17 protein-coding genes and 1 riboswitch are annotated in these 22,611 nt (G+C 37.1%); of the genes, 10 read left to right on the top strand and 7 right to left on the bottom strand.

The window, feature by feature from the left end:
* Nucleotides 1–134 precede the first annotated feature (134 nt).
* From J7K93_13650 to J7K93_13630, 5 genes are all read left to right on the top strand, one after another.
* Nucleotides 135–506: a hypothetical protein gene (locus J7K93_13650; GenBank protein ID MCD6118046.1), complete on the top strand. Its 372-nt coding sequence runs from the start codon at nt 135–137 to the stop codon at nt 504–506.
* Nucleotides 507–639: 133 nt separating this feature from the next.
* Nucleotides 640–1,047, top strand: coding sequence for an RNA-binding S4 domain-containing protein (locus J7K93_13645; GenBank protein ID MCD6118045.1), 408 nt, complete (start codon nt 640–642; stop codon nt 1,045–1,047).
* Nucleotides 1,048–1,060: 13 nt separating this feature from the next.
* The gene (locus J7K93_13640) at nt 1,061–2,038 is read left to right on the top strand and encodes a D-glycerate dehydrogenase (GenBank protein MCD6118044.1); all 978 of its coding nucleotides are present in this window, start codon (nt 1,061–1,063) and stop codon (nt 2,036–2,038) included.
* A gap of 7 nt (nt 2,039–2,045) precedes the next feature.
* Complete coding sequence (locus J7K93_13635; protein MCD6118043.1) at nt 2,046–2,702, top strand: endonuclease III; 657 nt, start codon at nt 2,046–2,048, stop codon at nt 2,700–2,702.
* A 179-nt stretch (nt 2,703–2,881) separates the two neighbouring features.
* A complete protein-coding gene (locus J7K93_13630; GenBank protein MCD6118042.1) occupies nt 2,882–3,904 on the top strand; it encodes a tetratricopeptide repeat protein in 1,023 nt (340 codons plus the stop codon).
* Nucleotides 3,905–3,989: 85 nt separating this feature from the next.
* Here J7K93_13630 and J7K93_13625 read toward each other — a convergent pair whose 3' ends face one another.
* The 7 genes from J7K93_13625 to J7K93_13595 form a co-directional block, all read right to left on the bottom strand.
* Nucleotides 3,990–4,742, bottom strand: a complete 753-nt coding sequence (locus tag J7K93_13625; GenBank protein MCD6118041.1) for a response regulator — start codon at nt 4,740–4,742, stop codon at nt 3,990–3,992.
* 216 nt (nt 4,743–4,958) lie between these two features.
* A complete protein-coding gene (locus J7K93_13620) occupies nt 4,959–6,323 on the bottom strand; it encodes a sigma-54-dependent Fis family transcriptional regulator (protein MCD6118040.1) in 1,365 nt (454 codons plus the stop codon).
* 24 nt (nt 6,324–6,347) lie between these two features.
* Nucleotides 6,348–8,444 (bottom strand): GAF domain-containing protein, encoded by a 2,097-nt coding sequence (locus tag J7K93_13615; GenBank protein MCD6118039.1) that lies wholly within the window; start codon nt 8,442–8,444, stop codon nt 6,348–6,350.
* Between the two features lie 28 nt (nt 8,445–8,472).
* Complete coding sequence (locus J7K93_13610) at nt 8,473–9,072, bottom strand: YIP1 family protein (protein MCD6118038.1); 600 nt, start codon at nt 9,070–9,072, stop codon at nt 8,473–8,475.
* A gap of 28 nt (nt 9,073–9,100) precedes the next feature.
* Nucleotides 9,101–9,628 carry a peptidylprolyl isomerase gene (locus J7K93_13605; protein ID MCD6118037.1) on the bottom strand — a complete coding sequence of 176 codons (528 nt, stop codon included), beginning with the start codon at nt 9,626–9,628 and terminating at the stop codon, nt 9,101–9,103.
* Between the two features lie 152 nt (nt 9,629–9,780).
* Nucleotides 9,781–10,338 carry a hydrolase gene (locus J7K93_13600; GenBank protein MCD6118036.1) on the bottom strand — a complete coding sequence of 186 codons (558 nt, stop codon included), beginning with the start codon at nt 10,336–10,338 and terminating at the stop codon, nt 9,781–9,783.
* Between the two features lie 84 nt (nt 10,339–10,422).
* Nucleotides 10,423–13,278 carry a PD40 domain-containing protein gene (locus J7K93_13595; GenBank protein MCD6118035.1) on the bottom strand — a complete coding sequence of 952 codons (2,856 nt, stop codon included), beginning with the start codon at nt 13,276–13,278 and terminating at the stop codon, nt 10,423–10,425.
* Nucleotides 13,279–13,420: 142 nt separating this feature from the next.
* Nucleotides 13,421–13,607: riboswitch (cobalamin riboswitch) on the top strand.
* A 108-nt stretch (nt 13,608–13,715) separates the two neighbouring features.
* On the opposite strand from J7K93_13595, the gene J7K93_13590 reads away from it, so the two are divergent.
* The 5 genes from J7K93_13590 (at nt 13,716) to J7K93_13570 (ending at nt 22,602) form a co-directional block, all read left to right on the top strand.
* A complete protein-coding gene (locus J7K93_13590; GenBank protein MCD6118034.1) occupies nt 13,716–15,908 on the top strand; it encodes a TonB-dependent receptor in 2,193 nt (730 codons plus the stop codon).
* 22 nt (nt 15,909–15,930) lie between these two features.
* The gene (locus tag J7K93_13585) at nt 15,931–17,859 is read left to right on the top strand and encodes a T9SS type A sorting domain-containing protein (protein ID MCD6118033.1); all 1,929 of its coding nucleotides are present in this window, start codon (nt 15,931–15,933) and stop codon (nt 17,857–17,859) included.
* 114 nt (nt 17,860–17,973) lie between these two features.
* A complete protein-coding gene (locus J7K93_13580; GenBank protein ID MCD6118032.1) occupies nt 17,974–18,555 on the top strand; it encodes a hypothetical protein in 582 nt (193 codons plus the stop codon).
* On the top strand, nt 18,552–20,402 hold the full coding sequence (locus tag J7K93_13575; GenBank protein MCD6118031.1) for a TonB-dependent receptor: 1,851 nt from the start codon (nt 18,552–18,554) through the stop codon (nt 20,400–20,402). The genes J7K93_13580 and J7K93_13575 overlap by 4 nt, the downstream gene beginning before the upstream one ends.
* A 79-nt stretch (nt 20,403–20,481) precedes the next feature.
* Nucleotides 20,482–22,602, top strand: a complete 2,121-nt coding sequence (locus tag J7K93_13570; protein MCD6118030.1) for a ribonucleoside triphosphate reductase — start codon at nt 20,482–20,484, stop codon at nt 22,600–22,602.
* Nucleotides 22,603–22,611: the final 9 nt, after the last annotated feature.

Raw genomic sequence — 22,611 nt, 5'->3', positions numbered from 1 at the left:
TCACTCTAACATGCTTCACAAATTCCCCCTTAAATTCGGAATTTGGCTTTTTTTTCGGCGTATCTGTCTTGCTTAGGGAGAATCCTTATTGATTCAGGATACAATTATCCCCTTACATGAAGATACACTACTACATGATGAAATTTAGGTATGATGTTTGTTCTAAAGATGCGAATGCTGTACTACTTAAAATTTATCATCAACTATTAGAATGTAAGAAAATAAAAACGATTTGTCAAGTGGTTTTTTATAATTTTTTATCTGCTTATTATCTTTTTACTGTTTTAGTGTTTGGTTTTATTACAATTACTGCATCAAATTTCAGTTTAATGTATTACCCTAGCATATGCACTGCAGAGGCAAGTAACTACCAAAGCATTGAGGAACTATTGAGAGCTGCAAACTACATTCAGGTAAAACAAATTGACAAAAATGATCGATTATTCAAACTTACGCTGAAACGGGACAAAATTTTAACACCTTCAGAAAATCTGCAGAAAATATAATCCGGAAAAAATCCCATAACAATCAATAGTAATGAGCCTTTTGTTTTACCAAAAGGACAGAATAACCCTTGAATTCTTCCATGTTTTTCCCTATTTTTATCTGTTCCTACATAAGAACAATAGGGAAATGAAGATGGAAACTCCTCAGGAATCAGTAAGGCTGGACAGGTGGTTATCTGCCGCACGATTTTACAAAACCAGATCCCAGGCTGCAAAAGCCATAGAGGGCGGTAAAGTAAAAGTAAACGGTTCAAGAGCAAAAGCTCATAAAATGATAAAAGCAGGCGACAGGTTAACTATTTCCCAGCACAGAAGATATAGAGAGATTGAGATACTGGGCCTGGCACAAAAAGGCCTGCCTGCAAAAGAAGCTCAAAAATTATACGTTGAACACACTAAAGAAGTTAAAGATCCGCATATTCAGGAATTGATGAGTTTATACAGGGACACTGAAAAAAAATTCCGAAGAAAATTCAAGGGAAGACCGACAAAAAAAGAGCGCAGAAAAATAGACAGGGTAAAAGATGAATTTGGTATTTAAAAAGAAAAAATTGATGGGGCAAAAAGTATTTGTCACAAGGGATATTCCGGGCGATGGGATTGCCCTTCTTAAAAAAAATGGCCTGCAAGTTGATGTATTCCCCCATGAACGGCCGATTACAAAAAAAGAACTGCTAGAAATAATTGGGGATTACAACGGCCTCCTCTGCCTGCTTACAGATCCTGTGGACAAGGATATTTTACAAAAAGGTAAAAACCTCAAAATTGTATCAAACTATGCTGTGGGATATAATAACATTGATATTGAAACAGCAACCCTGCTTAATATCCTTGTAACTAATACACCTGGAGTTTTAACAAATGCAACAGCAGATCTTACATGGGCACTTATACTGGGAAGTGCAAGGCAAATCATTGCAGCTGATAAATTTACTCGGGAAAATAAATTTAATGGATGGAGCCCAAGCCTGTTTCTCGGAATGCCTGTTGCGAAAAAAACACTTGGCATAATAGGTGCGGGAAGAATCGGCACTGCAGTAGGGCTAAGGGCAAGCGGTTTCTCAATGAAAATCCTTTATACAAGCAATCACAAGAATTCAACCCTTGACACTATAACAAATGCAGAAAAAGTTAATTTTACGACACTGCTGAAAAAATCAGACATTATTTCCATACATGTCCCATTGACAGAAAAAACAATACATCTTATAAGTGATAAAGAATTTGAGAAAATGAAGAATTCGGCAATTTTGATCAATACAAGCAGAGGGCCGGTTGTTGATGAGAAAGCTCTTGTTAAAGCATTAAAATCAGGCAAAATTGCAGGAGCCGGACTTGATGTATATGAAAAAGAGCCCCTGGTGGAAAAGGAACTTCTTGAATTGCCCAATGCTTTGCTTCTCCCCCATATAGGAAGTGCAACAGTAGAAACTCGTGAAAAGATGGGTACCATGGCAGCAACCAATCTTCTTGACGGGCTGTCAGGCAAACGGCCGGAATTTCTTGTAAACAGCGAAGCATTTAATATCTGAGAGCACAATGGATACAAAAACCTTTGTTAAAGTCCTTTCTATTTTACAAAAAGAATCAAAAGAATGGGATGTACCAATAGTTACGCTTGTTGCACAGCGGTCAAAAGATCCTTTTCAGGTACTGATTTCAACTATCCTCAGCCTCAGGACAAAAGATGAAGTCACAGCTTCAGCTTCAAGAAGGCTCTTTAAAGAGGCAGATACTCCTCAAAAGACATCAACCCTTAGTGAAAAAAAAATAAGGGACCTCATTTATCCGGTTGGTTTCTACAAACGAAAAGCAAAAAATATTGTGGAAATATCAAAAATATTGATTGATCAATACAGCGGTAAAGTACCGAATTCCCTTGATACTCTACTGCTCCTTCCCGGTGTCGGAAGAAAAACAGCAAACCTTGTCATTACTCTTGCATTTAACAGTCCCGGAATTTGTGTTGATACCCATGTTCACAGAATATCCAACAGAACTGGATATGTAACAACAAAATCACCTAAAGAGACTGAATTTGCTCTGCGTGAAAAACTCCCTCCTGAGTGGTGGATACCTATTAATGACATCTTTGTTGCATTTGGCCAGGCTTTATGCAGGCCAATAAGCCCATGGTGTTCAAAATGCTCTGTAAATAGTTTTTGTGAAAAAAAAGATGTTAAAAAATCGCGATAATCAATAAAAGCTTATTTTTACCTGTTCTATTTCCTTCATGATATTGTGTTTTGGAGATAATTTACAATTATTCTAATTTTCAAAAAATACTTGATTCAAGATACAATTTATTGTACATTTAGGGATAATTAAACAACTCTTAATTAAGCGTATTTTTTGTATTAAGGAGGATTTCTTCTATGAAACGAACATTATTGCTTGTTATTGTATCATCCCTGATAGCACTATTTTTTGCAACCGGCTGCCAGCAGACAGCTGTAACCTCAGCTAAAGTTTATATGCAGCAGGAAAACTACGACAAAGCGATTGAACAGGCTCAGCAGGCTATCAAAACAATGCCTAATGACCAGGAAGCGTACTATGTTCTTGGCCTGGCCTATGGGAAAAAAGAACAGTTCAAAGAGATGAACGAAGCATTTACAAAATGCCTCGAGATATCTCCAATGCACAAGGCTGATATTGACCACGACAGAAAAGTTTACTGGATAAAAGTTTTCAATACCGGCGTAAACCAGATTAAACAGGATAAAATCAAAGATGCCATTGCCAGTTTTGAACTTGCAAGAGAGCTTTTACCTGACAGAGTTGATTCTTACAAGAATCTTGCTTACTGTTATTCTTTACTTAAAGAGTATGATAAATCTCTTGAAATCTACAACGGCGGACTTAAAGTTGCGCCTGAAGATCTTGAACTGAAAAAATTCATAGGACATATCTACTACAGTAAAAAGGAGTATGACAAAGCAATTAAAGTCTTAACGGAAGTTGTTGATAAAGCAGATCCCAATTCCCAGACTTATAAAGATGCTCTTTTTGATATTGCATACTCTTATGATCTTAAGGGCGAACCTGAAAATGCAATTAAAATGTATCAGAATGCTCTTAAAATTGCACCTGAGGATCTTGATCTTATCTTTAATATGGCACGCATTTATTATCTTCAGGAAAAATATGATGATGCAATTACATACTTTAAAAAACTTCTTGCAAATAATCCCGATGACTTTGCAGCAAACCTGAGCGTTGGCACTGCATATCTCCAGAAAGAAAATTATGAAGATGCTATTACATATCTTAAAAAAGCCACAGAACTAAAGCCCGACAATGTAAATGCATTGAATAATCTCGGCGTTGCTTATGTACGTGCAGGTAAAACAGCAGAAGGCAAAGCTGCATTTGACAAAGCCGAATCATTAAAATAGCAATATATAAATATTTTCCGAAAAGTGACAAAAAAGCCGGCAAATCTGCCGGCTTTTTTCGTGCCGATATTAATATTTAAATAAATTAATTTTGTCTGATTATCTTGTCAAGCTGTTCAACAGCCCATGTTTTCTCAGATAGAAACGTCCTTCTGTCAAGTACTGTAATACCTGCATCTGAAGAATTAATCTTCTTCCTGTCATATTTGTGCCTTGTTAAAAGTACAACAGGCTTATCAGGTGAATACCTGTCAACCATATTTACAATCTTCCATCCTTCGGTATCTAAAAAATTACCATCTATTAAACAGACATCATATTTGCCGCTTTTAAGAACATCCATTGATTTTGTACCGGTTTCTGCAACTCTTACGGAAAATCCTTCTGCTTCCAATAAATGACGTACCTTTTGTTCTGCTTTGGACTCTCCAAGCAGAAGAATCATTTTGTTTGCTGAATTGTTTTTAACAGCCTTTCCTCCCCTCTTCTTTTCAGTTTCCAAAACATTGATAAGATCTTCCACATCAAAAGGTTTACTTATTCTGGGATATGATAATCTGCTGCTATGTACAGGATGCTCTTCGTTAAATCCGTAAGCTGACATAAGTATTATGATTACATCAGGATAAATTTCACGAATCCTTGATGCAAGTGTATATCCATCCATCGGAGACATTCTTATATCTGAAACAACAAAATCAAATGCATTAGTTTCCATAATCTTCAAGGCTTCAGGGCCGCTCTTTGCAGACGTCACATTGTATTTGTGGCGTTTCAAACCTATAGAGAGTGTTTTTAGTACATTCTTTTCATCATCAACAATTAAGACCCTTGACATACATTTCTCCTTTGTAACGCACAGCAATACACTGGATATTAGGACAAATATCATGCCATTAAATTTATTTACGTAACAACCTATTATTATTAAACTTGCAGTATAAAGGTAAATTTGGTATTTTAAAGATAATTATTCAAATTGCAACATCTCTATCTCAAAATGAAATAGATAGGTTCAATTAAATTGTATTAATTTAATTTCCTTTTGTGAGGGTTAGCTATTTTTTTTAGGCTCTATCCCGTAAGATTTTAATTTACGCCACAGAGTTGTTGTAGAGATTCCCAGTATCTCAGATGCTTTTTTCTGATTCCACGAATACTTATTCAATATATTCAGAATCTGCTGTTTCTCAAGTTCTTCAAGAGGAATTTCCGCGATATTACCCATTAAATCAGAATTCTCAGCTGCAGTATTTCTAATTGAAACAGGAAGGTCCTCAGCCATTATTGTATTTTTATTTGTAAGAATTACAGCTCTTTCTATAATATTTTCCAGCTCTCTTACATTTCCCGGCCAGTTATACCCTGTCAGGATCTTCTCCGCTTCAGGCGATATGGAATGTACTTTTTTGCCTGTTCTGTCCCTGTACTTATCAACAAAATAACTGATAAGCAGAGGAATATCATCTCTCCTCTGTTTTAAAGAAGGCATTTTAATAGGGATTACATTCAGCCTGTAATACAAATCTTCACGGAAAGTACCTTTTTCTATTGCCTCTTCAAGATTCTGATTCGTTGCAGCAATCAGCCGAACGTCAACATAAACCGGTTCGTTATCCCCTACTTTACGGATTTCTCCATTCTGCAAAAACCGTAAGACTTTTACCTGAGTTGCAAGGCTCATCTCTCCGACTTCGTCGAGAAAGAGTGTTCCTCCGTTTGCCTCCTGGAAAAGCCCTCTTTTATCTTTAATTGCACCTGTAAAAGCACCTCTTACATGCCCGAAAAGTTCGCTCTCCTGAATGTTTTCAGGAAGGGCTCCACAATTTATAGTAACAAATGTACGATTTTTCCTTCGGCTGTTCTCATGCATGGCACGGGCTATCAGCTCCTTGCCTGTCCCGCTCTCGCCTGTAATTAAAACTGTGCTGTCAGTAGGTGCAACTTTAAAAACGAGAGAGAACACATCCATCATTTCTTTGGATTTCCCTACTATATTTTCAAACCGGTATTTCTCCTTTAATTCTGTCTGAAGCTGCTCTACTTTTAATTTAAGATCTTTTCTTTCCAGAGCCTTCTCTATTAAAAGCAAAAATTCATCCATGTCAACCGGTTTCTGTATGTAATCATATGCTCCCAATTTTATAGCTTCCACTCCGCTTTCAACAGTACCAAATCCGGTAAGTACAATTACTTCTGTAAGGGGATTAAGAGCCTTTGCTTCACGCAGTACCTGCAGCCCGTCTACATCTCTCATCTTGAGATCGGTAATGACAAGATCATAAAAATCAACTTTCAGTTTTTCAATGGCACTAACTCCGTCAGGCATGGTATCAACATTATATCCCTGCCTCTCTAAAAAAAGTGAGAGTGTAGTCCGAATTGATTTTTCATCATCAACCAAAAGAATATCTGTCATCATTCAACCCCTTTAAAATAGGTTTTAACCCTTTAAATCCAGAGGAAGGATGATTGAGAATTCGGTCCCGCCTCTCTCTTTGCTTTCAACAATTATTTCGCCGTTATGTGCATCGACAATCCTTTGGCAAATAGCAAGTCCCATCCCGGTTCCGGATTCTTTTGTTGAAAAAAACGGCTGGAATATCTTCTCTATTTCATCCTCAGGAATTCCTTTACCTGTGTCGTGTATTGATACAATAGCTACGCTGTTACTCTTACGCTTCCGGAAATTTGTTTTTATCTGTAATGTTCCGCCGCTCTTCATTGCGTCAAGGCCATTGTTAATAAGATTAGTAATAACCTGCTGAACCTGATGCCTGTCACACGGAACAGGAGGAATCTTATCGTTATAATCCTCCTGCCATTCCACTTGAATTTTGGTTATTTCACGACATCGCCTTACCGTGTCTTTTAACAGCTGATTTATATCATTATTTTCAATTGCAGGTTTTTTAGGCCTGGCAAATTTAAGAAAGTCATCTACAATAGCTGCAAGATGATCAGATTCCTCTTTCAGAATATCAAGAAGCTGATGGCCTTCTTCCGAAAGCTGAGGCTCATCTTTTAGAAGTTTTACAGATGTTTTAATCGCAATTAAGGGATTTCTTATTTCATGGGCGATTCCAGCAGAAAGCTCACCTATTGCTGCAAGTTCTTCACTTTTAAAAAGCCTGCGCTCAAGTTCTCTCTGTCTTGAAACATTAATTACTGAAATCAGAATATTATCTTCATTCGGCAGACGGGTAGTTGTTATATGCACCTGCTTTACACTACCATCTTTATCGATAAAATCAGCTTCAAAATCCTGAGGAGGCTCAACAAGAAGAGATTTTATCTTTTTCCTTGTAAAATTCTTGCCTGAAAGAAACGTTGTTAGAGCATGCTCTTTTACAAGCTCCTTTTGTGAATATCCGCTTACCTCTTCAAATGCATGATTTACAAGTTTAAACATCTGGTCTTCGTCAATTATTGCAAGCCCTGAACCTGCTGCCTGGAATAGCGTTCTGTAATTCTCTTCGGATTGTTTTATTTTTTCATAGAGATTTGAATTCTCAAGAGCTATTGCCGCCTGTTCCGCAACACTTACAAGAGTTTTAATATCTTCATCATTTAGCATTATGCTTGAGGTATTAAATACACCGACAACACCAACTGCTTTTTCATCATTTAATATCGGCACAAAAGCAAGGCTTTGTATATTCTGCTCAGTCAGCCATTTACGGCACGACTTTTCCGTAATATCATCAATAAACTGACAGATCACAGGCTTTTCCAAAACTATTGTCTGTATTGCAGGATTTTCGGATTTTTTATCTATTTTTGAATAAAAGCAGTTAACCTTCTGCATGTCCCGGCCAAAACCGCCCATGCCCCGCAATTCCTGCATGTCGTTATCAATAATACCAATCCATGATTTATCAAATCCGAGAGTCTGCACCAATACTTTGGATATATCTTTTAGCACATTCTCAAGTGGGCCCAGCTGCCTTGTTACTGTAATCGCCCTGCTTACCGCAACAAGTCTCCTTGCCCTGTCAGACGCCTTATAGTACGCATAAGAACTTTCAATTGCATTTCCAATAATAGTACCTGCTTTTAAAAGGATCTCTTGCTCAAAGTCTGAAAAAGCTTTTGGTATTTGAGAGTACAAGCTCAGAACACCCATTATTTTATTATTATGAACAAGGGGGATTCCCGCATAGGAGGTAAATTCATTTTTTTTTACTAATTCGGACTCTGCATGAATATCATTTGACATAATAGGAATAAAAAGAGGAGCACCGGTTTCAGCAACAGCTCCTGCAAGGCCCTCACCCTTCCTAATTAATCCTGAGCTTGCAACATCAGGGCCAAGCCCGGCCTGCGACTGAGGGTACAAAAGGCCGTCAGAGCTGTTAAGAGTATGAACTACAACTCCTGTTATTTCCTCACAAAATTTATCAGCCCACACTACTGCCTTTTCAGTTACTACTTCAGGTTTCAGTGTTGAGCCAACATTACGATCTAAATCAAACAACCAATCATACAGTTTAATTCTATCTATATATTCTTGCTCGTTACCTTTTCCGTTGTCGGTCATAAAAAAACCTCTAAATCATCTGCATAAATCAAAGGGGCGGAAGTTTTGGGCCGAAAGCACCTAAGATTACTCCTATTATGGAACTCGCAATTACAGACACTAAAATAACAGCAACAACGATAACAACCATAAATGGTATTGTTTTTTCTTCAGGTGTTTCCATAATTATGGGAAGCCCCACATACATAAGGTAAAGTCCGTAAAGGCCGGCAAGGTAAACAAGAACTGATAATGATGGAATTATAAGCAGAACACCTGCCGCAAGATACGGGAAATATGAGTATACAGCCATTTTAAAACAGGCAGCCTCATCACCGTTGGAACCGAATTTCGTTCCCAGAACAAACAATATCTTTGCTAAAATCCATATGCTTGCAACTGTAATTACGTAATTCGTAATTGATGCTACGAGTGAAGCACCAAAAGAAAAATGATAAACACCGGCAAAAGGAATTTGAATACCAATAATCCATCTTCCTAAAAAAGTCGCAACCGCAGGAAGAGCGGCAAAAATAAAAACATAATTTTTCATTAAATCCTGTGGGGTTGTCTGCTCTGCCGCAATCTCTTCCCAGGTCTGTTTGGGCTTTAAAACTATTGCTTTGATACGTTCGATAATAGCATTCATTTTCTACCTCCATGGAAATTAAATAGTATTATTTAATCCGTTTGATAATATGATATCCCAATTTTGTATGTACAATACCGCTTATTTGCCCTTTTTTAAGTTTGAAAGCTGCTGCTTCAAATTCAGGCATTAAATCGCCCCTCTTAAAAGCTCCCAGCAGCCCACCGCTATTTTTTGTCCCGTCGTCAATAGAATATTCTCTCGCTAAATCATCAAATTTTGAACCTGAGAGAAGTTTTTTCAACACAGCCGTAGCATCTTCTTTTGTATTTAAAAGTATATGGCTTACTGTTATTGTGTAACCTGTCACATCTGTTTTGTCATCAGTCAGAGAACTCTTCCAAATCCAGGCTGTAATACTGACCTTTGCCCAGTTCCCCTCTGTATTAAGGACTTTAACTTCAGTACCTGATACAATATCACCTATTTTGCCGCCATTTGGCGAAACCCTGATATTTTCCTTTAACGGCTTTACATATTTAATTCCGGTCTGTGCAAATATCTGATATGACAAACCAAAAGTTAAAATAATAACGATTGAGAAAACCCGCTGCATACTTTTTCCTCCATCAGATTACAATTAAGGTTCCCGACCTTATTTTCACAGAATTGTTTCAATGTGAAAACCGCATATTACAGAACAGAAGACAAAATAATTCTATTTCATTGTGAAAATAATCAATTTTACTAAAAATCACAAGCCTTTTTTTATTTGATTATTGACAAAATCTTTTTAAATCCCTCATCTTCTGATTTTTCAAGAAGTTCAAATAAAATCATCTCACAGGATGCAACCTGGACTCCGTTCTGTGCCATTCTTGTTAAAGCTGTAATCCTGTCAGATTCTTTTCTTGAAGACACACAGTCCGAAGCAACAGTCACATTAAACCCGTCACTTAACAAATCCATACTGCTCTGCCACAGGCAAACATGAGTCTCAATTCCGCATAGAACCAGATAATCAAGTCTGGCCTTCCTTAGCTCAAGAGCAAAACCTTCAATACCCATACAGCTGAAAGTCATTTTTTCTTTTACAGCAATGTCTCCAAGTGCATTATGAATTGATTTAACTGTCTTCCCTATTCCTTCAGGATACTGCTCAGTTACAAAAACAGGCAGGTCTAAAGCTTTAAACCCTTCAATTAATTTCACACAATTTCCAATGACTTCTTTATTATTATGGATAGAAGGAACCAGCTTTTCCTGTACATCAATAACAATCAATCCTGTGTTTTTTCTATTTAATAATACTTGACTTCGTGACATAGATACCTCCTGATCTTTCTTTTAAGTACTTAAATTCATACACAATCTATAATTTAAAAATACCAGCCGAATGTCTGCTCTGATTTAAAAATCCCAGCCAAAAAAGAACTGTGTAAAAGTCTTTTTCTCTATACTGTGAAAATCCGTTCTCCTTCCTATATCATACCGTAAAACAACGTATCCCCCAAGCCTAAGCCTTATCCCTGCACCGAAGCTTCCTTTTATTCCCTGTAATTTTCCTTCCCAGCTGTTTCCCGCATCAACAAAAAGCGCTCCCTGAATCGAACTGAATCCTATACCTCCGAATGGAAATCTCAGATAAAATGTATCAATAAAAGGAAATCTGAATTCATTGGAGATAAACGCGACATTCGGTGCAGCAAGAGACCACAATCTGTATCCTCGCATACTCCATGAACCGCCAAGGAAAAACGGCAGCGGCTCTTTGCCTCTGTTGAATTCACCAAGGACTCTGACCGCATGGCACATACGGTAAGCGATTCTGAAATATTTTCTTAAATCAAAAATAAGAGTTGTAAAGTTTACATTGGAGTACCGGACATCAACTGTATTTCCAAGTGTAATCTTATAACGAGCTCCGTCAATCGGCCCGGTGCTCCCCCACAATGAATTGTCTTTTGTGTAGGATATAAAATTTGACACAAGCAGTGCTTTTCTTGTGCCTTCTCCTGTGTACCAATCCTTATCAGAATGACGGATGTTCATGCTCAGTTCTATTCGTTCAAACTTATTCAAGGGATAGATGACAGCCCCGTTCACTCCGTATCTGTTCTCATAATAAAAATCATCATATGGGTTATAATAATACCCTGCAAGACGGTAAAACCCAAGGGAATAATTGATTCTGCGGCTCATGTCAAGTCTTGTTACTGCAAAATTAAATCCCTTCCACAAATCCGACTGGGTTCTGGCATTATTGTAAAGAAGGAAATAGTACTTCTCATCACCCAGCATATCGGAAACCGCAAGCTGTGCACCTCCGCTTGTACCAAAAATGGGATCCTGAATAATCATACTCTGGGCAAAATCAAGATTAAACTTTTTTCTGTATGCAAATCTGTTTATCCTCTTCTTGCCGCTTATTCTGTTTATTTTCCATGGTTTGCTATTATACTCCGGGCTCTCTATTTTAACAGATTTTATCCTGTTCAGTTTTTTCTTTCCGAACGCAATTTCTCTTAACTGGAAACTTCCTCTCTCATAAGTTGTAAAAATAATATCAAGGCTGTCAGTCCATGAGGGATAAAAACATCCTGCGGAGAAATTAGTAACCTGTTTCACCTTTGCTATTCCCCCGTCATTTTTCACAAATGGAGAGTAATTGTTTCCCAAAATGGATTTTTTAAGATCGGCTTTCTCAATGATCCAGATATTTGATGCTCCCTTTCTATCTGAAGCAAAAGCGATGTAATTACCGTCAGGAGACCATACCGGGCTTGCATCATGAACCCTTCCGTAAGTAAGGTATCTGACTATCCCTGTCTTTATCTCATATAAAAAGATATTTTTATATCCGTTGTACCCAAGATATGTTCTGTCAGAACTAAATACAATATAATTGCCATCAGGAGACCAGTCAGGATCACTGTCTGTATAAAAATCGCTTGTAAGGCGTTTTAATGACCCTGTCTCAATATCAGCTTTGTATATATCACTCATACCTGCCTGGTTAAGGGCTGAGAAGACTACTGCTTCACCGTCAGGAGACCATGACGGAGAAAAAATAGAAACCAGATTTTTAAAATCAAGCTTTCTTATTATTTCCCTCGTTGCCAAATCCATTATATACAGCCTGTCTCGCGGGCCGCTCTTTGCAATAAAGGCCAAATTGTTGTTCCTGCTTATATCCACTTTACTGCTTAATATATGAAAAGATTCAAGGTTCGCACTCTTTTCACCCTGTACTAAAACCTCAGGGTTATTCTGTTCCGAACTGTTTAATTTTTTTTGATAGATGCTTGAGTATCCGTTACGATTTGCAACAAAAATAACTTTTGGTACTCCATTATACCGATAAAATGCAGGCAAAGAATTGTATCCCCTGTTTGTGATTCTGCTTGCTGCCATACGTGGGAAATCGTGGTCTTCTATTAACGGATAAAAATGCTTTTTAAGCGAATATAACCACTCTTCACTTAGCGATTTATAATCTTTCCCTATTGTTGCTTTCATTACACGGGAAAAATCTTTGTACTTCCAGACATTGTCCATCAACGCAAGAATCTGCTCTTCTCCATATTTTTTTGATATATATGTAAGTACTGACTGCCCCTCCTTGTACATAAGATATGTACCCCATATTGCTCCCATTCTGTTAAGAGGAACCATGCTGTTATTCAGCACACAATCACGTATTACCATTTCAGCTTCGGGGCTCCACCTTTCTGACCAGTATTCGGCAAGGCCTTCAACAAACCAGAGAGGTGGCCCTCCTTCAAGAGAACATTTATGGCTCTTCAATACCTGATTTGTATAACTCTTTTGGAATACGTGAACCAACTCATGTCGGATTGTATTTTTAAATTTACTTAAAGAACCGTTATTAGGTACAACAACGCGTCCCTTCATAAATTCAAAGAATCCTCCTACGCCTTCCGGGATAAGATTGGGCACGGTATTAGTTTCTTCAAAATGGAAATGAGAGCTGTAAAAAATCAGAGGTATTCTTCGTAAAATAGTTATATTCATTTTATCCTGCAAAAAAGTATAACTTTCCTCGGCAAAATACGCACCTATCTCTGCAAGTGATTCCATCTCAGGATAGTAATAAATATCAAAATGCTCTGTTTTAAGTATCTGCCATTTGAAGCTGTTGTATTGAATCTTATTCCTGCCGAAGTAATACTGAGCAGTACTGCTGCCGGAAAGAATAAAAAGCATTACAACAAAAACTGTCTTTCCCAGAATATTTTTCAGCATTATACAATTCTCCGTAATTATAGTAAAAATAAAGAAAATAGGAATAAAATCAAACACTTTTAATATGGGATTACAATCAAAAACGGATAAAAAAGACTTGCATCTGTAAAATTCATTTATTAAGTTCTTTTTAACAATTGTTCTTTAACACACACGAGATGGTGCCCGGAAACGGGTTAAAAGGGAAAGCGGTTAAAATCCGCTGCAGCCCCGCTACTGTAATGGGATACGAAAATTTTAACAGCCACTTTTCAGAAATGAATGGGAAGGCAAAATTAGTAGGTCTGATGCCCAGAGTCAGGAAACCTGCCATATCGTCAGAGAATTAACTGCCTTCGAGGGTGAGGCAAGTTTCCAGGTTAAAATTTAAACCCGGTCTCCTCAAGGCTGGGTTTTTTTATGCCGCAGCTCAGCTTCACCCTCCCTTTTGGGAGAAAATGAAAATCTTTAAAATATACATTATTCTGTTTTTTATTCCTGCCGTAATCCTGGCGCAGTCTGCTATGAAAATTAAAGGGCGAGTCTTTGATTCTGCAACTGGGAATCCTCTGCCCGGGACTAATATTATTATAAACGGCAGCAACAAAGGAACTGTCGCCGACATGTTCGGCAACTTCTCTTTTGAGAATTTAATCAATGGCACATACTCAATTACCGCTCAGCACATTGGATACAAAACTGCTGAAATTACCGGAATTATTGTAAGAAACGGTCTTCCTGCCAATTTAAATATCGGGATGACTCAGGTTGTTCTCCCGTTAAATGAAATTTCAATTATTGAAGACAGAAACAGCTTAATATTAACTGAAGATAAAAAAATAATTACATTAAAACAGATTCAGGCAAGCGGAGCAACTAACCTGCCCAATCTGTTCCGCCACATACAGGGCGTAACAGTTCAATCGGGAAACTCATCAACAATATCTATTCGGGGCAGCCTTCCCCAGCATATTTTAATATTAATTGACGGAGTTCCTCTCAGCAATAATTTATCCGGTATAACTGATATCACAGATATTCCTCTGAATATCATTGACCATATTGAGATATACAAAAGCGGTGCATCCTGGAAATTCGGATCAGGTGCAATCAGCGGTGCAGTGAACATTATCACCAAAAAAGCCGCTGATTCAAACAGGAATTTAACTTTATCAGGGGGATCCTTTTCCGATTGCAGCCTTGCTTTTAATTCCGGAGGATTAAAAGGCAGATTCAATTACCTGATTAGCGCCATGTACAGGTACTCAGGCAATAATTTTCCTTATTCGTATAATCTTGCAGATTCTACAAAAATTTCAGATATACGCAGAAACAATGACATTACAAACAGTAACATATTGTTAAAGACAGGATACTCAACAGAAAAGAACAAGATCAAACTATCTGTATTCTTAAACCACTCAGGCCGCGGCCTTCCCGGAAAAGTTTACTCTCTTACTCCGTATGCAAGAACCACACGTACACATAAAAAAGCTGATTTGACTTATAAATTTATTTGCAGCTCTTTTTACACGAATTTTAATATTTATATATCAGACAGGAAGTCAGAAAACAAAAATATTCTTCCTGAAAATGCACCTTTAAAATACAGACGTTACCCTGCCTATAATTATATAAACAGAGTGTTGATATTAGGTGCTGATTCAAAAATTGTTTATTCACCCTTTAATAAGGCTTCACTCCAGGCAGGGATAAATCTTAAAGACCTCTCGTTTTCAGATGAAAACCTCCTCTCCCCCTCCGCAAACAGTATTGATGACGCAACTGACAGGTCTGCCACAATTTTCTGCACCGCAGAACTAAACCGCCACCTATTTTCTTTTATGAAAGCAACACTTCAATCCTCATTGCATTACGATATATTTTCATTAAAAAGTCATAACCAGGAGCGCAGAGAAAAACAACTGAGCCCGTCTGCAGGCATATCATTTACCATTGGCAAAAAATCAAAATTGTTTACCAATACCATATTTTCAAAATCCTTCCGAGTTCCGACTTTTGCAGACCTCTTTTATCAGGATTTCAGAATACAGGGCAAGCCTGATCTGCTCCCTGAAAGAGGCAAAAGCATTCTTGCAGGTGCGGGATTTTTTATCGCCTTAAACCATATTAATATTAAAGCCGAAGCGTCCCATTTTTATAATAAAATTCAAAACCTCATTGTATGGCGTCTTGGAAGCTTTGAAGTTTTCAGGCCCTATAATACCAATGCTGAAATAGAAGGTACCGAGTATAATTTTGAACTTAATATCCGTAATATAAAATTTACTTTATCACAAACCAATGTTAGCCCGGTTCAAAAAGATAATAATATAACAACACAAGGCATGATACTTCCATACAGAGCACAAAAACTTCTAAAATCAGGATTTCACATTACTGAGCCGTGGGTAAAAGCCTCTGTTTACTATCAATATTCAGGAATAAGATATGTAAATGAAGCCAATACAATTCCTCTCGATCCATACTCAATTATTGACCTTTCATTTGAGAAACTTATAAAGTTGTCAAATCACAACATAAGGTTGAATTTATCTGTTTACAATTTGTTAGATAAAAAATATCAGACAGTAAGGGATATGCCTGCAAAAGGCAGAACATGGCAAATTGTTTTTAATCTTAATCTATAGTCAAAAAAGAAGGAGTAAAGAAATGGAAAAATCGCTACACACGAACGTCAAAAAAATTCTGATATTATTCATAACATTGTTATCAGCCACCTCTTTTGCTGCAGCTGACGAGTATCTCTATATCACTAACGGATCTGCAGAGACACTTTCAAAACTTAATCTGAATACAAATACGATTACACTAAATTTTCTTGCAACAGGCCAGACACCTAATGAAATGGTTTATTACAGAAACAATATTTTTCTTGTAAATTCAGGCACCGATGATATCAGGATACTTAATCCTGCTTCTGATAACGCATATTCTGATATTATCACTCTTCCTACAGGTTCCAATCCTTATGACCTTGCAGTTGTAGGGCACAATAAAATTTACGTCTCAAATAATATTGCCGGTACTGTATCAGTAATAAACACAGAAACAAACACTATTGCAAAAACCATTGAAGTTGGAAAAGCGCCCCAGGGAGTGCTGTTTTTCGGGTCTGAATTAAATGGGAATTATGCTTATGTTGCAAACACGGGGCTGATAGGATGGGGAAGTTACGACCCCGGCACTGTATCTGTGATTAACACTATTACAGATTCAGTGGAATATACAATAAGCGTTCCTCTGAATCCGCAGGATTTTGCAATTGACCCATTGGGAAAAATTCACGTTCTATGTACCGGAGACTATGCTTCTGTATTTACTTCTGTTGCTGTTATTGACCCAATGCAGACCCCGCCGGCTGTTATTGATACAATTTCAATAGGAGGATCCGCAGGAGATATTATTATCACAAAAGGGGGAAAGGGATACTGCGTTGCATGGGGTGACGAAACAAACGGGTTTTTATATGAATACGATGCTATTTCAGGCACAGTAATTCACTCTGATTCTAATCCTATTCTTGTGGGGCCGAATGTTTCAAGATTATATTATGACGCTGAAAAAGATGTAATTTGGATACCTACAATGAAAGTATGGGCCGGAGACGGATCAGTACAAAAATTTGAGGTCAGCGCTGACAGTATTGTATGGGTTTCAGGTGTTGTTGGGAACGGTACTCTTGATCTTGTAAAGACATATCCCGTTTCTGATTCTGACCCGTGGGCTGACGAGGTAACAGAATTTACACAAGGCACAACTTGCAGCGGACTGGGGCAGAATTTTTTCCCTGAAAACATTCTTGGTAAACCCGGCCAGGCATTCTGCCCTCAATCGGTAAGTCCTATTTTTAATCCTGAAGAATTTCTCAGCCTCGGCAATGAAGGAGAAATCATCGTAAAATTTACAAATAATCATATAATAAATAATTCAGGGCCTGACTTTACAATATTCGGCAATGCAAACTATTCAAAGACAGATTCTTCCATTGAAGCAAAAGCAGGCATTGTTTCAGTCAGCCAGGACGGCACAACATGGTATGATTTTGCATACAATGCAGCATCCCTTACAGGATTCTGCGGGCTTACTCCTACTGCTGACTGGACATCTCCGTTGAATCCGGATATTTCAGGGGGAGACAGCTTTGATCTTTCAGATGTTGGTTTATCATGGGCATCCTTTGTCAAAATAAAGGACTGCGGACAAATTGCACAGGATGATGGAACTTTTGCTATTGATGCTGTCGCAGCTGTTAATTCCGAAGCCTTTACAGGAATCAAAGATTATGCTGCTGCTTCACCGGAAAATTTCACACTCAGCCAGAACTATCCGAATCCTTTTAACTCAGAAACAATAATCTCATATAGAATTCCTTCAGAGTCGCATGTTAAACTTTCTGTTTTCAACTCTTTGGGGCAGCACATTAAAACTTTGATTGACAGTAGAATGCCAGCAGGGAATCATTCCCTAAAATGGAATGCAACAGACATGACAGGAACGCTTGTTTCAAGTGGAATTTATTTTTACCGTCTTGAAACAAACAACAGCATAATCACTAAAAAAATGATACTTATGTTTTAAACTGCTGCAGGGCGGTACATTTTATAAAGAAATAAAAATTTACCGCCCTTGTTTTTTTATAATTGCAACTTGACTTATTGCCCTTTTACACACTACATTTATTCGGGAGCAAAAATGCAGAAATACAAGTCCAAAAATAATACGGCAGGCTCTGTCAGTGACATCATTCACATTGGAGGTTTTACAGCGCTTGGGGTTGCTCTTGGCTTTGCTCTGTTCAACATTCCTAATATCGAACTGGTAAGTGCAACAATTTTTACCGGAGGCTTTCTTCTTGGAAAGCAAAAAGGTATAATTATCGGATTATTAACAGAAAGCATTTACTCCCTGTTTAACCCATTTGGAATTGCTGCTCCTCCTCTTTTTATTGCCCAAATAATTTCAATGGCTTTAATTGGATTTACAGGCGGACTCATCAGCGACATTAATTTAAAGTCATGGAAATTCCCAATTGTTCTTGCTGCAGCAGGAGGTATTTTAACATCGGTATTTGCTCTTTTAACAACCCTCTCCTTTGTATTCCTCATAGGCCTTGACCGTTCCGGAAGAATTGCAGCAATTATTAGCGGAATTGGTTTTAATCTTTTACATATAATCAGCAACACGCTTATTTTTTCGACTATTGTACCTGCCATAATAACTGCCTCTTCAAAAACTTCTGTTTTTAAAAGTAAAAAGGGAGCATTACCAATATGAGCAAATATGTTCTGAAATTTCTTGTTTTTGTTGTACTTTTTCATCAATCTTTGATATTCTCTCAAACTGTTTCAAAATCTGACTCAGTAAATAATAAAGCAGCTATTAAAAAAATCGATATTGCTCCTGTAAGCTTTACTGATTTTTGTGATTTTATTTTAAATATTCCGGTTACTTCGTGGAGAACAAATTTTTCTCCGGGCAGCCCACTTTATGCCGGAGTAAGGGGAGCGTTGCCTTCGGCTTCGAAAATAAATTTTGATGGAATTAATTTAAATGACCCTTTTACAGGCAGATTTAACCTGCACATGATTACTCCTGATTTAATTAGCAAAGCGGAAAATTATGATCACATAGATATTTTTGGAAATCCCAACACATTAAGCCTTCAGCCTTTATCCGTTCCTGGAGATCAGCCTTACACCAGGGCGCTGTACCACTTCAACACTGGAGTTGAGAGCTCATTCGGCGCTACCTTCGGGCAGCCTTTATTCACATCTTTCCGATACCTTTCAGGTTTTTCCTCAAGAACATACAATAATATAAATGACGGTACCCAAAATAAATATCAGAACATTTCCTTTTCTTCCCATATAAATATTTCTAAAAACTGGAATGCTGATTATACCATTTTATCATCCAAAGGTGATATCTATCTTTCCAAATCAATGGTTGTACCTGCAGATACTGTAATTCTGAACAAACCCCATCAGAAAAATATTTCCACAAATCATATTGTCGTTATAAAAAATGATTCATCGGGATTAAAGCCAGAAATATCCCTGCATAAACTATCGGGAAATTTTGAATTTAAAGATACCGATTCTGATAATAAGCATGTAATTAAGGATGCTGCATACGGCCTTTCATTCCAGGCGCAAAAATCTTTAATGCATGTTCCTTTCTACTTTGGCCTGAAATATCTTTATCAAAATGCATCTGTCGGAGATACAGTAAAAATCACTAATTCTAACATTAGTGGATACCTGCTTACAAATTTTACCATTTTTCCAAAAACAAAATTATTTGTTAAAATTCTTCCCCAAATTTCCGGAAATAAAAAACTCTACTTCGGATTATGGAGCCGGTACAAGTTTAATTTAAGTAATAATCGGCTTAATGTTGCGGCTACTTTTTCGAAATTATTCCGGGATCCTACTCTTTCGGAAATTTCCGGTATTACTATTTATGATTCCGCACCGGTCTCCTCGCTTTTTTTCAATCTTTCAATGTTAAATAATCACTACAACATCAATAATAACATTAAGCCGGAATCAATTTTTACAACAGACCTGTCCTTGAATTATAATAAAGGGCCCGGATTCAAATCCTCCCTCTCTTTTTTCAATAAGACGACTTCTAACATAATTTTACCTGAATTGACTCAGACGGGAATTCAGTATACAAATAAAGGAAAAAATCAATTTACCGGAATCGAATCATTTGCCAGAACAGATATACTAAAATATTTCGGTCTGATATCAATAAATACCATCTTTTTAAAGGCAGTTTCATTTAGGCTCAAACCAGCAAATATTACAGGCAATTTAGGTGTTTTTATTAAATATAGATTTTTCCAGGGCGACATTAACGGTATTCTTGCAGCATCTGTTAGATACTGGTCTTCATATTATATTTATGACTGGAATTACGGAGATTATCTGAATCTTATAACTGTTCCGAACGGAATGATTTTTAATATTAAAGCTCTTTTTACTGTGATGGACTATGCTCATGTAACTCTTGAATTAACCAATATATCAAGTATTGATCCCTTCATTTCAAGCATTCAATACTTGCCTGAGCGTTCCTTCCGTTTTGGATTACTGTGGGAACTCTTTGATTGATTTCAATTCTTCAAACATCCATAATTTTAAAAACAGTGATAATTTATAAAATTATTTATTATAACTACAGGTATGTAAAATGATTACAAAAGTAAGAAAAAGAGACGGGAAAATAGTAAAATTTGACTCTGAGAAAATTGCTTTTGCTATTTTCAGGGCTACAAGAGCAATAAAGCAGCCTGAAAGAGAATTGTCTGAGCGCGTTGCTGATAGAGTGGTTGCCCGGATTAATGAAAATTTTAAAAATAAATCAATGATTGATATTGAAAAAATTCAGGACATTGTTGAACAGGTTTTGATAGAAACCCGTAATTCCAAGCTCGCAAAATCATATATTCTTTACAGAGAACAGCACAAAAACATACGAAATATAAAGGACCTTTTCAGTAATATTAAAATAATTGATGATTATCTTGATCAAAAAGACTGGAAAGTAAAAGAGAATGCAAATATGGCATACTCATTACAAGGATTGAATTTTCACATCTCTTCCATAATCAGCTCTCAATACTGGCTCAATCAAATATACTCTGAAGAAGTAAGAGAAGCCCACGAATCAGGAGACATGCACATTCATGATCTTGGTACACTCAGTGTTTACTGCGTTGGGTGGGATCTTCAGGATCTTCTGCTTAGCGGATTTAAGGGTGTGCAAGGTAAGATTGAAAGTAAACCTGCAAAACACTTCAGATCAATTCTAGGACAAATTGTAAACTTTTTCTATACACTTCAGGGAGAAGCTGCCGGTGCACAGGCCTTTTCAAATTTCGATACTCTTCTCGCACCATTTATTTTTTATGATAATCTATCCTATACTGAAGTAAAGCAGACTCTTCAGGAGTTTATTTTTAATATTAACATTCCTACAAGAGTTGGATTTCAAACACCATTTACAAATATCACGATGGATCTTTATGTCCCTGATTTCTTAAGAAATCAGCCTGTCATAATCGGAGGGATTCCCGGTAATAAGACATATAGTGATTTTCAGAAGGAAATGGATCTTTTAAACCGCTGTTTTGCCGAAGTCATGGTAGAGGGTGATGCAATGGGAAGAGTATTCACTTTTCCAATTCCCACTTATAATATCACAAAAAACTTTAACTGGGATAATAAAAATTTAAATCCTGTTTGGGATATGACAGCAAGATATGGAATTCCATACTTCTCTAATTTTGTCAATTCGGACCTTAATCCCGATGACGTAAGAAGTATGTGCTGCCGCCTCAGATTAGATAACAGGGAGCTTAAAAAACGCGGAGGCGGTCTTTTTGGTGCAAATCCTCTGACAGGATCAATAGGGGTTGTTACAATTAATCTTCCACGCATCGGATTTCTTTCGAAAAATGAAGATGATTTCTTTCAGCGGCTTGATAAGATTATGGAAATTGGTAAACAGAGCCTAGAAACAAAGCGTACTCTTCTTGAACAGCTTACAGACAAAGGCCTATTCCCATATGCTAAATTTTACCTGAGAGATATTTATAAACGTAACAATTCATATTGGACAAATCACTTTTCTACTATAGGGCTTATAGGGATGAACGAAGCATGTATTAACTTTCTTGGACAGGATATAACTCAGCAGAAAGGTCATGACTTTGCACTTAAAGTTCTTGACTTTATGCGAGAAAAATTATTTGAGTATCAACAGGATACAGGAAATATTTATAATCTTGAAGCTACACCTGCCGAAGGTACAGCCTTTAAACTTGCAATGACAGATAAAAACAAATTCAAAGAAATTATAGTTGCAAATGAAAGTGAAATTGAAAGCGGCATAAAGCCATACTACACTAATTCTTCCCAATTACCTGTTAATTACACAGATGATATATTTGAGGCATTGCGAATTCAGGATGATTTTCAAACCAAATACACAGGTGGTACTGTCTTTCACGGATTTATTGGAGAGAAACAAATTCCGGTTGAATCTATTAAAAATCTTATTAAAAAGGTCACAGATAATTTCAGACTTCCGTATTTTACTATTACTCCTACTTTTAGCATATGTCCCGAACACGGATATATTTACGGAGAACACTATAAATGCCCTGAATGCTCTTCTTCCTGTGAAGTATATTCACGTGTAGTTGGATACTTAAGGCCTGTAAAACAATGGAATGACGGAAAACAATCTGAATTTAACGACAGAAAACTTTTTGATAAGTCCCTTGAAACATTTTCTAATCCTTTTTAAAAAAGGCTA

The sequence above is a fragment of the bacterium genome (assembly GCA_021158245.1).
Taxonomy (GTDB): Bacteria; Zhuqueibacterota; QNDG01; order QNDG01; family QNDG01; genus QNDG01.
The sequence above is the reverse complement of the archived record's forward strand: the minus strand, read 5'-3'. Positions and strand labels throughout refer to the sequence as shown.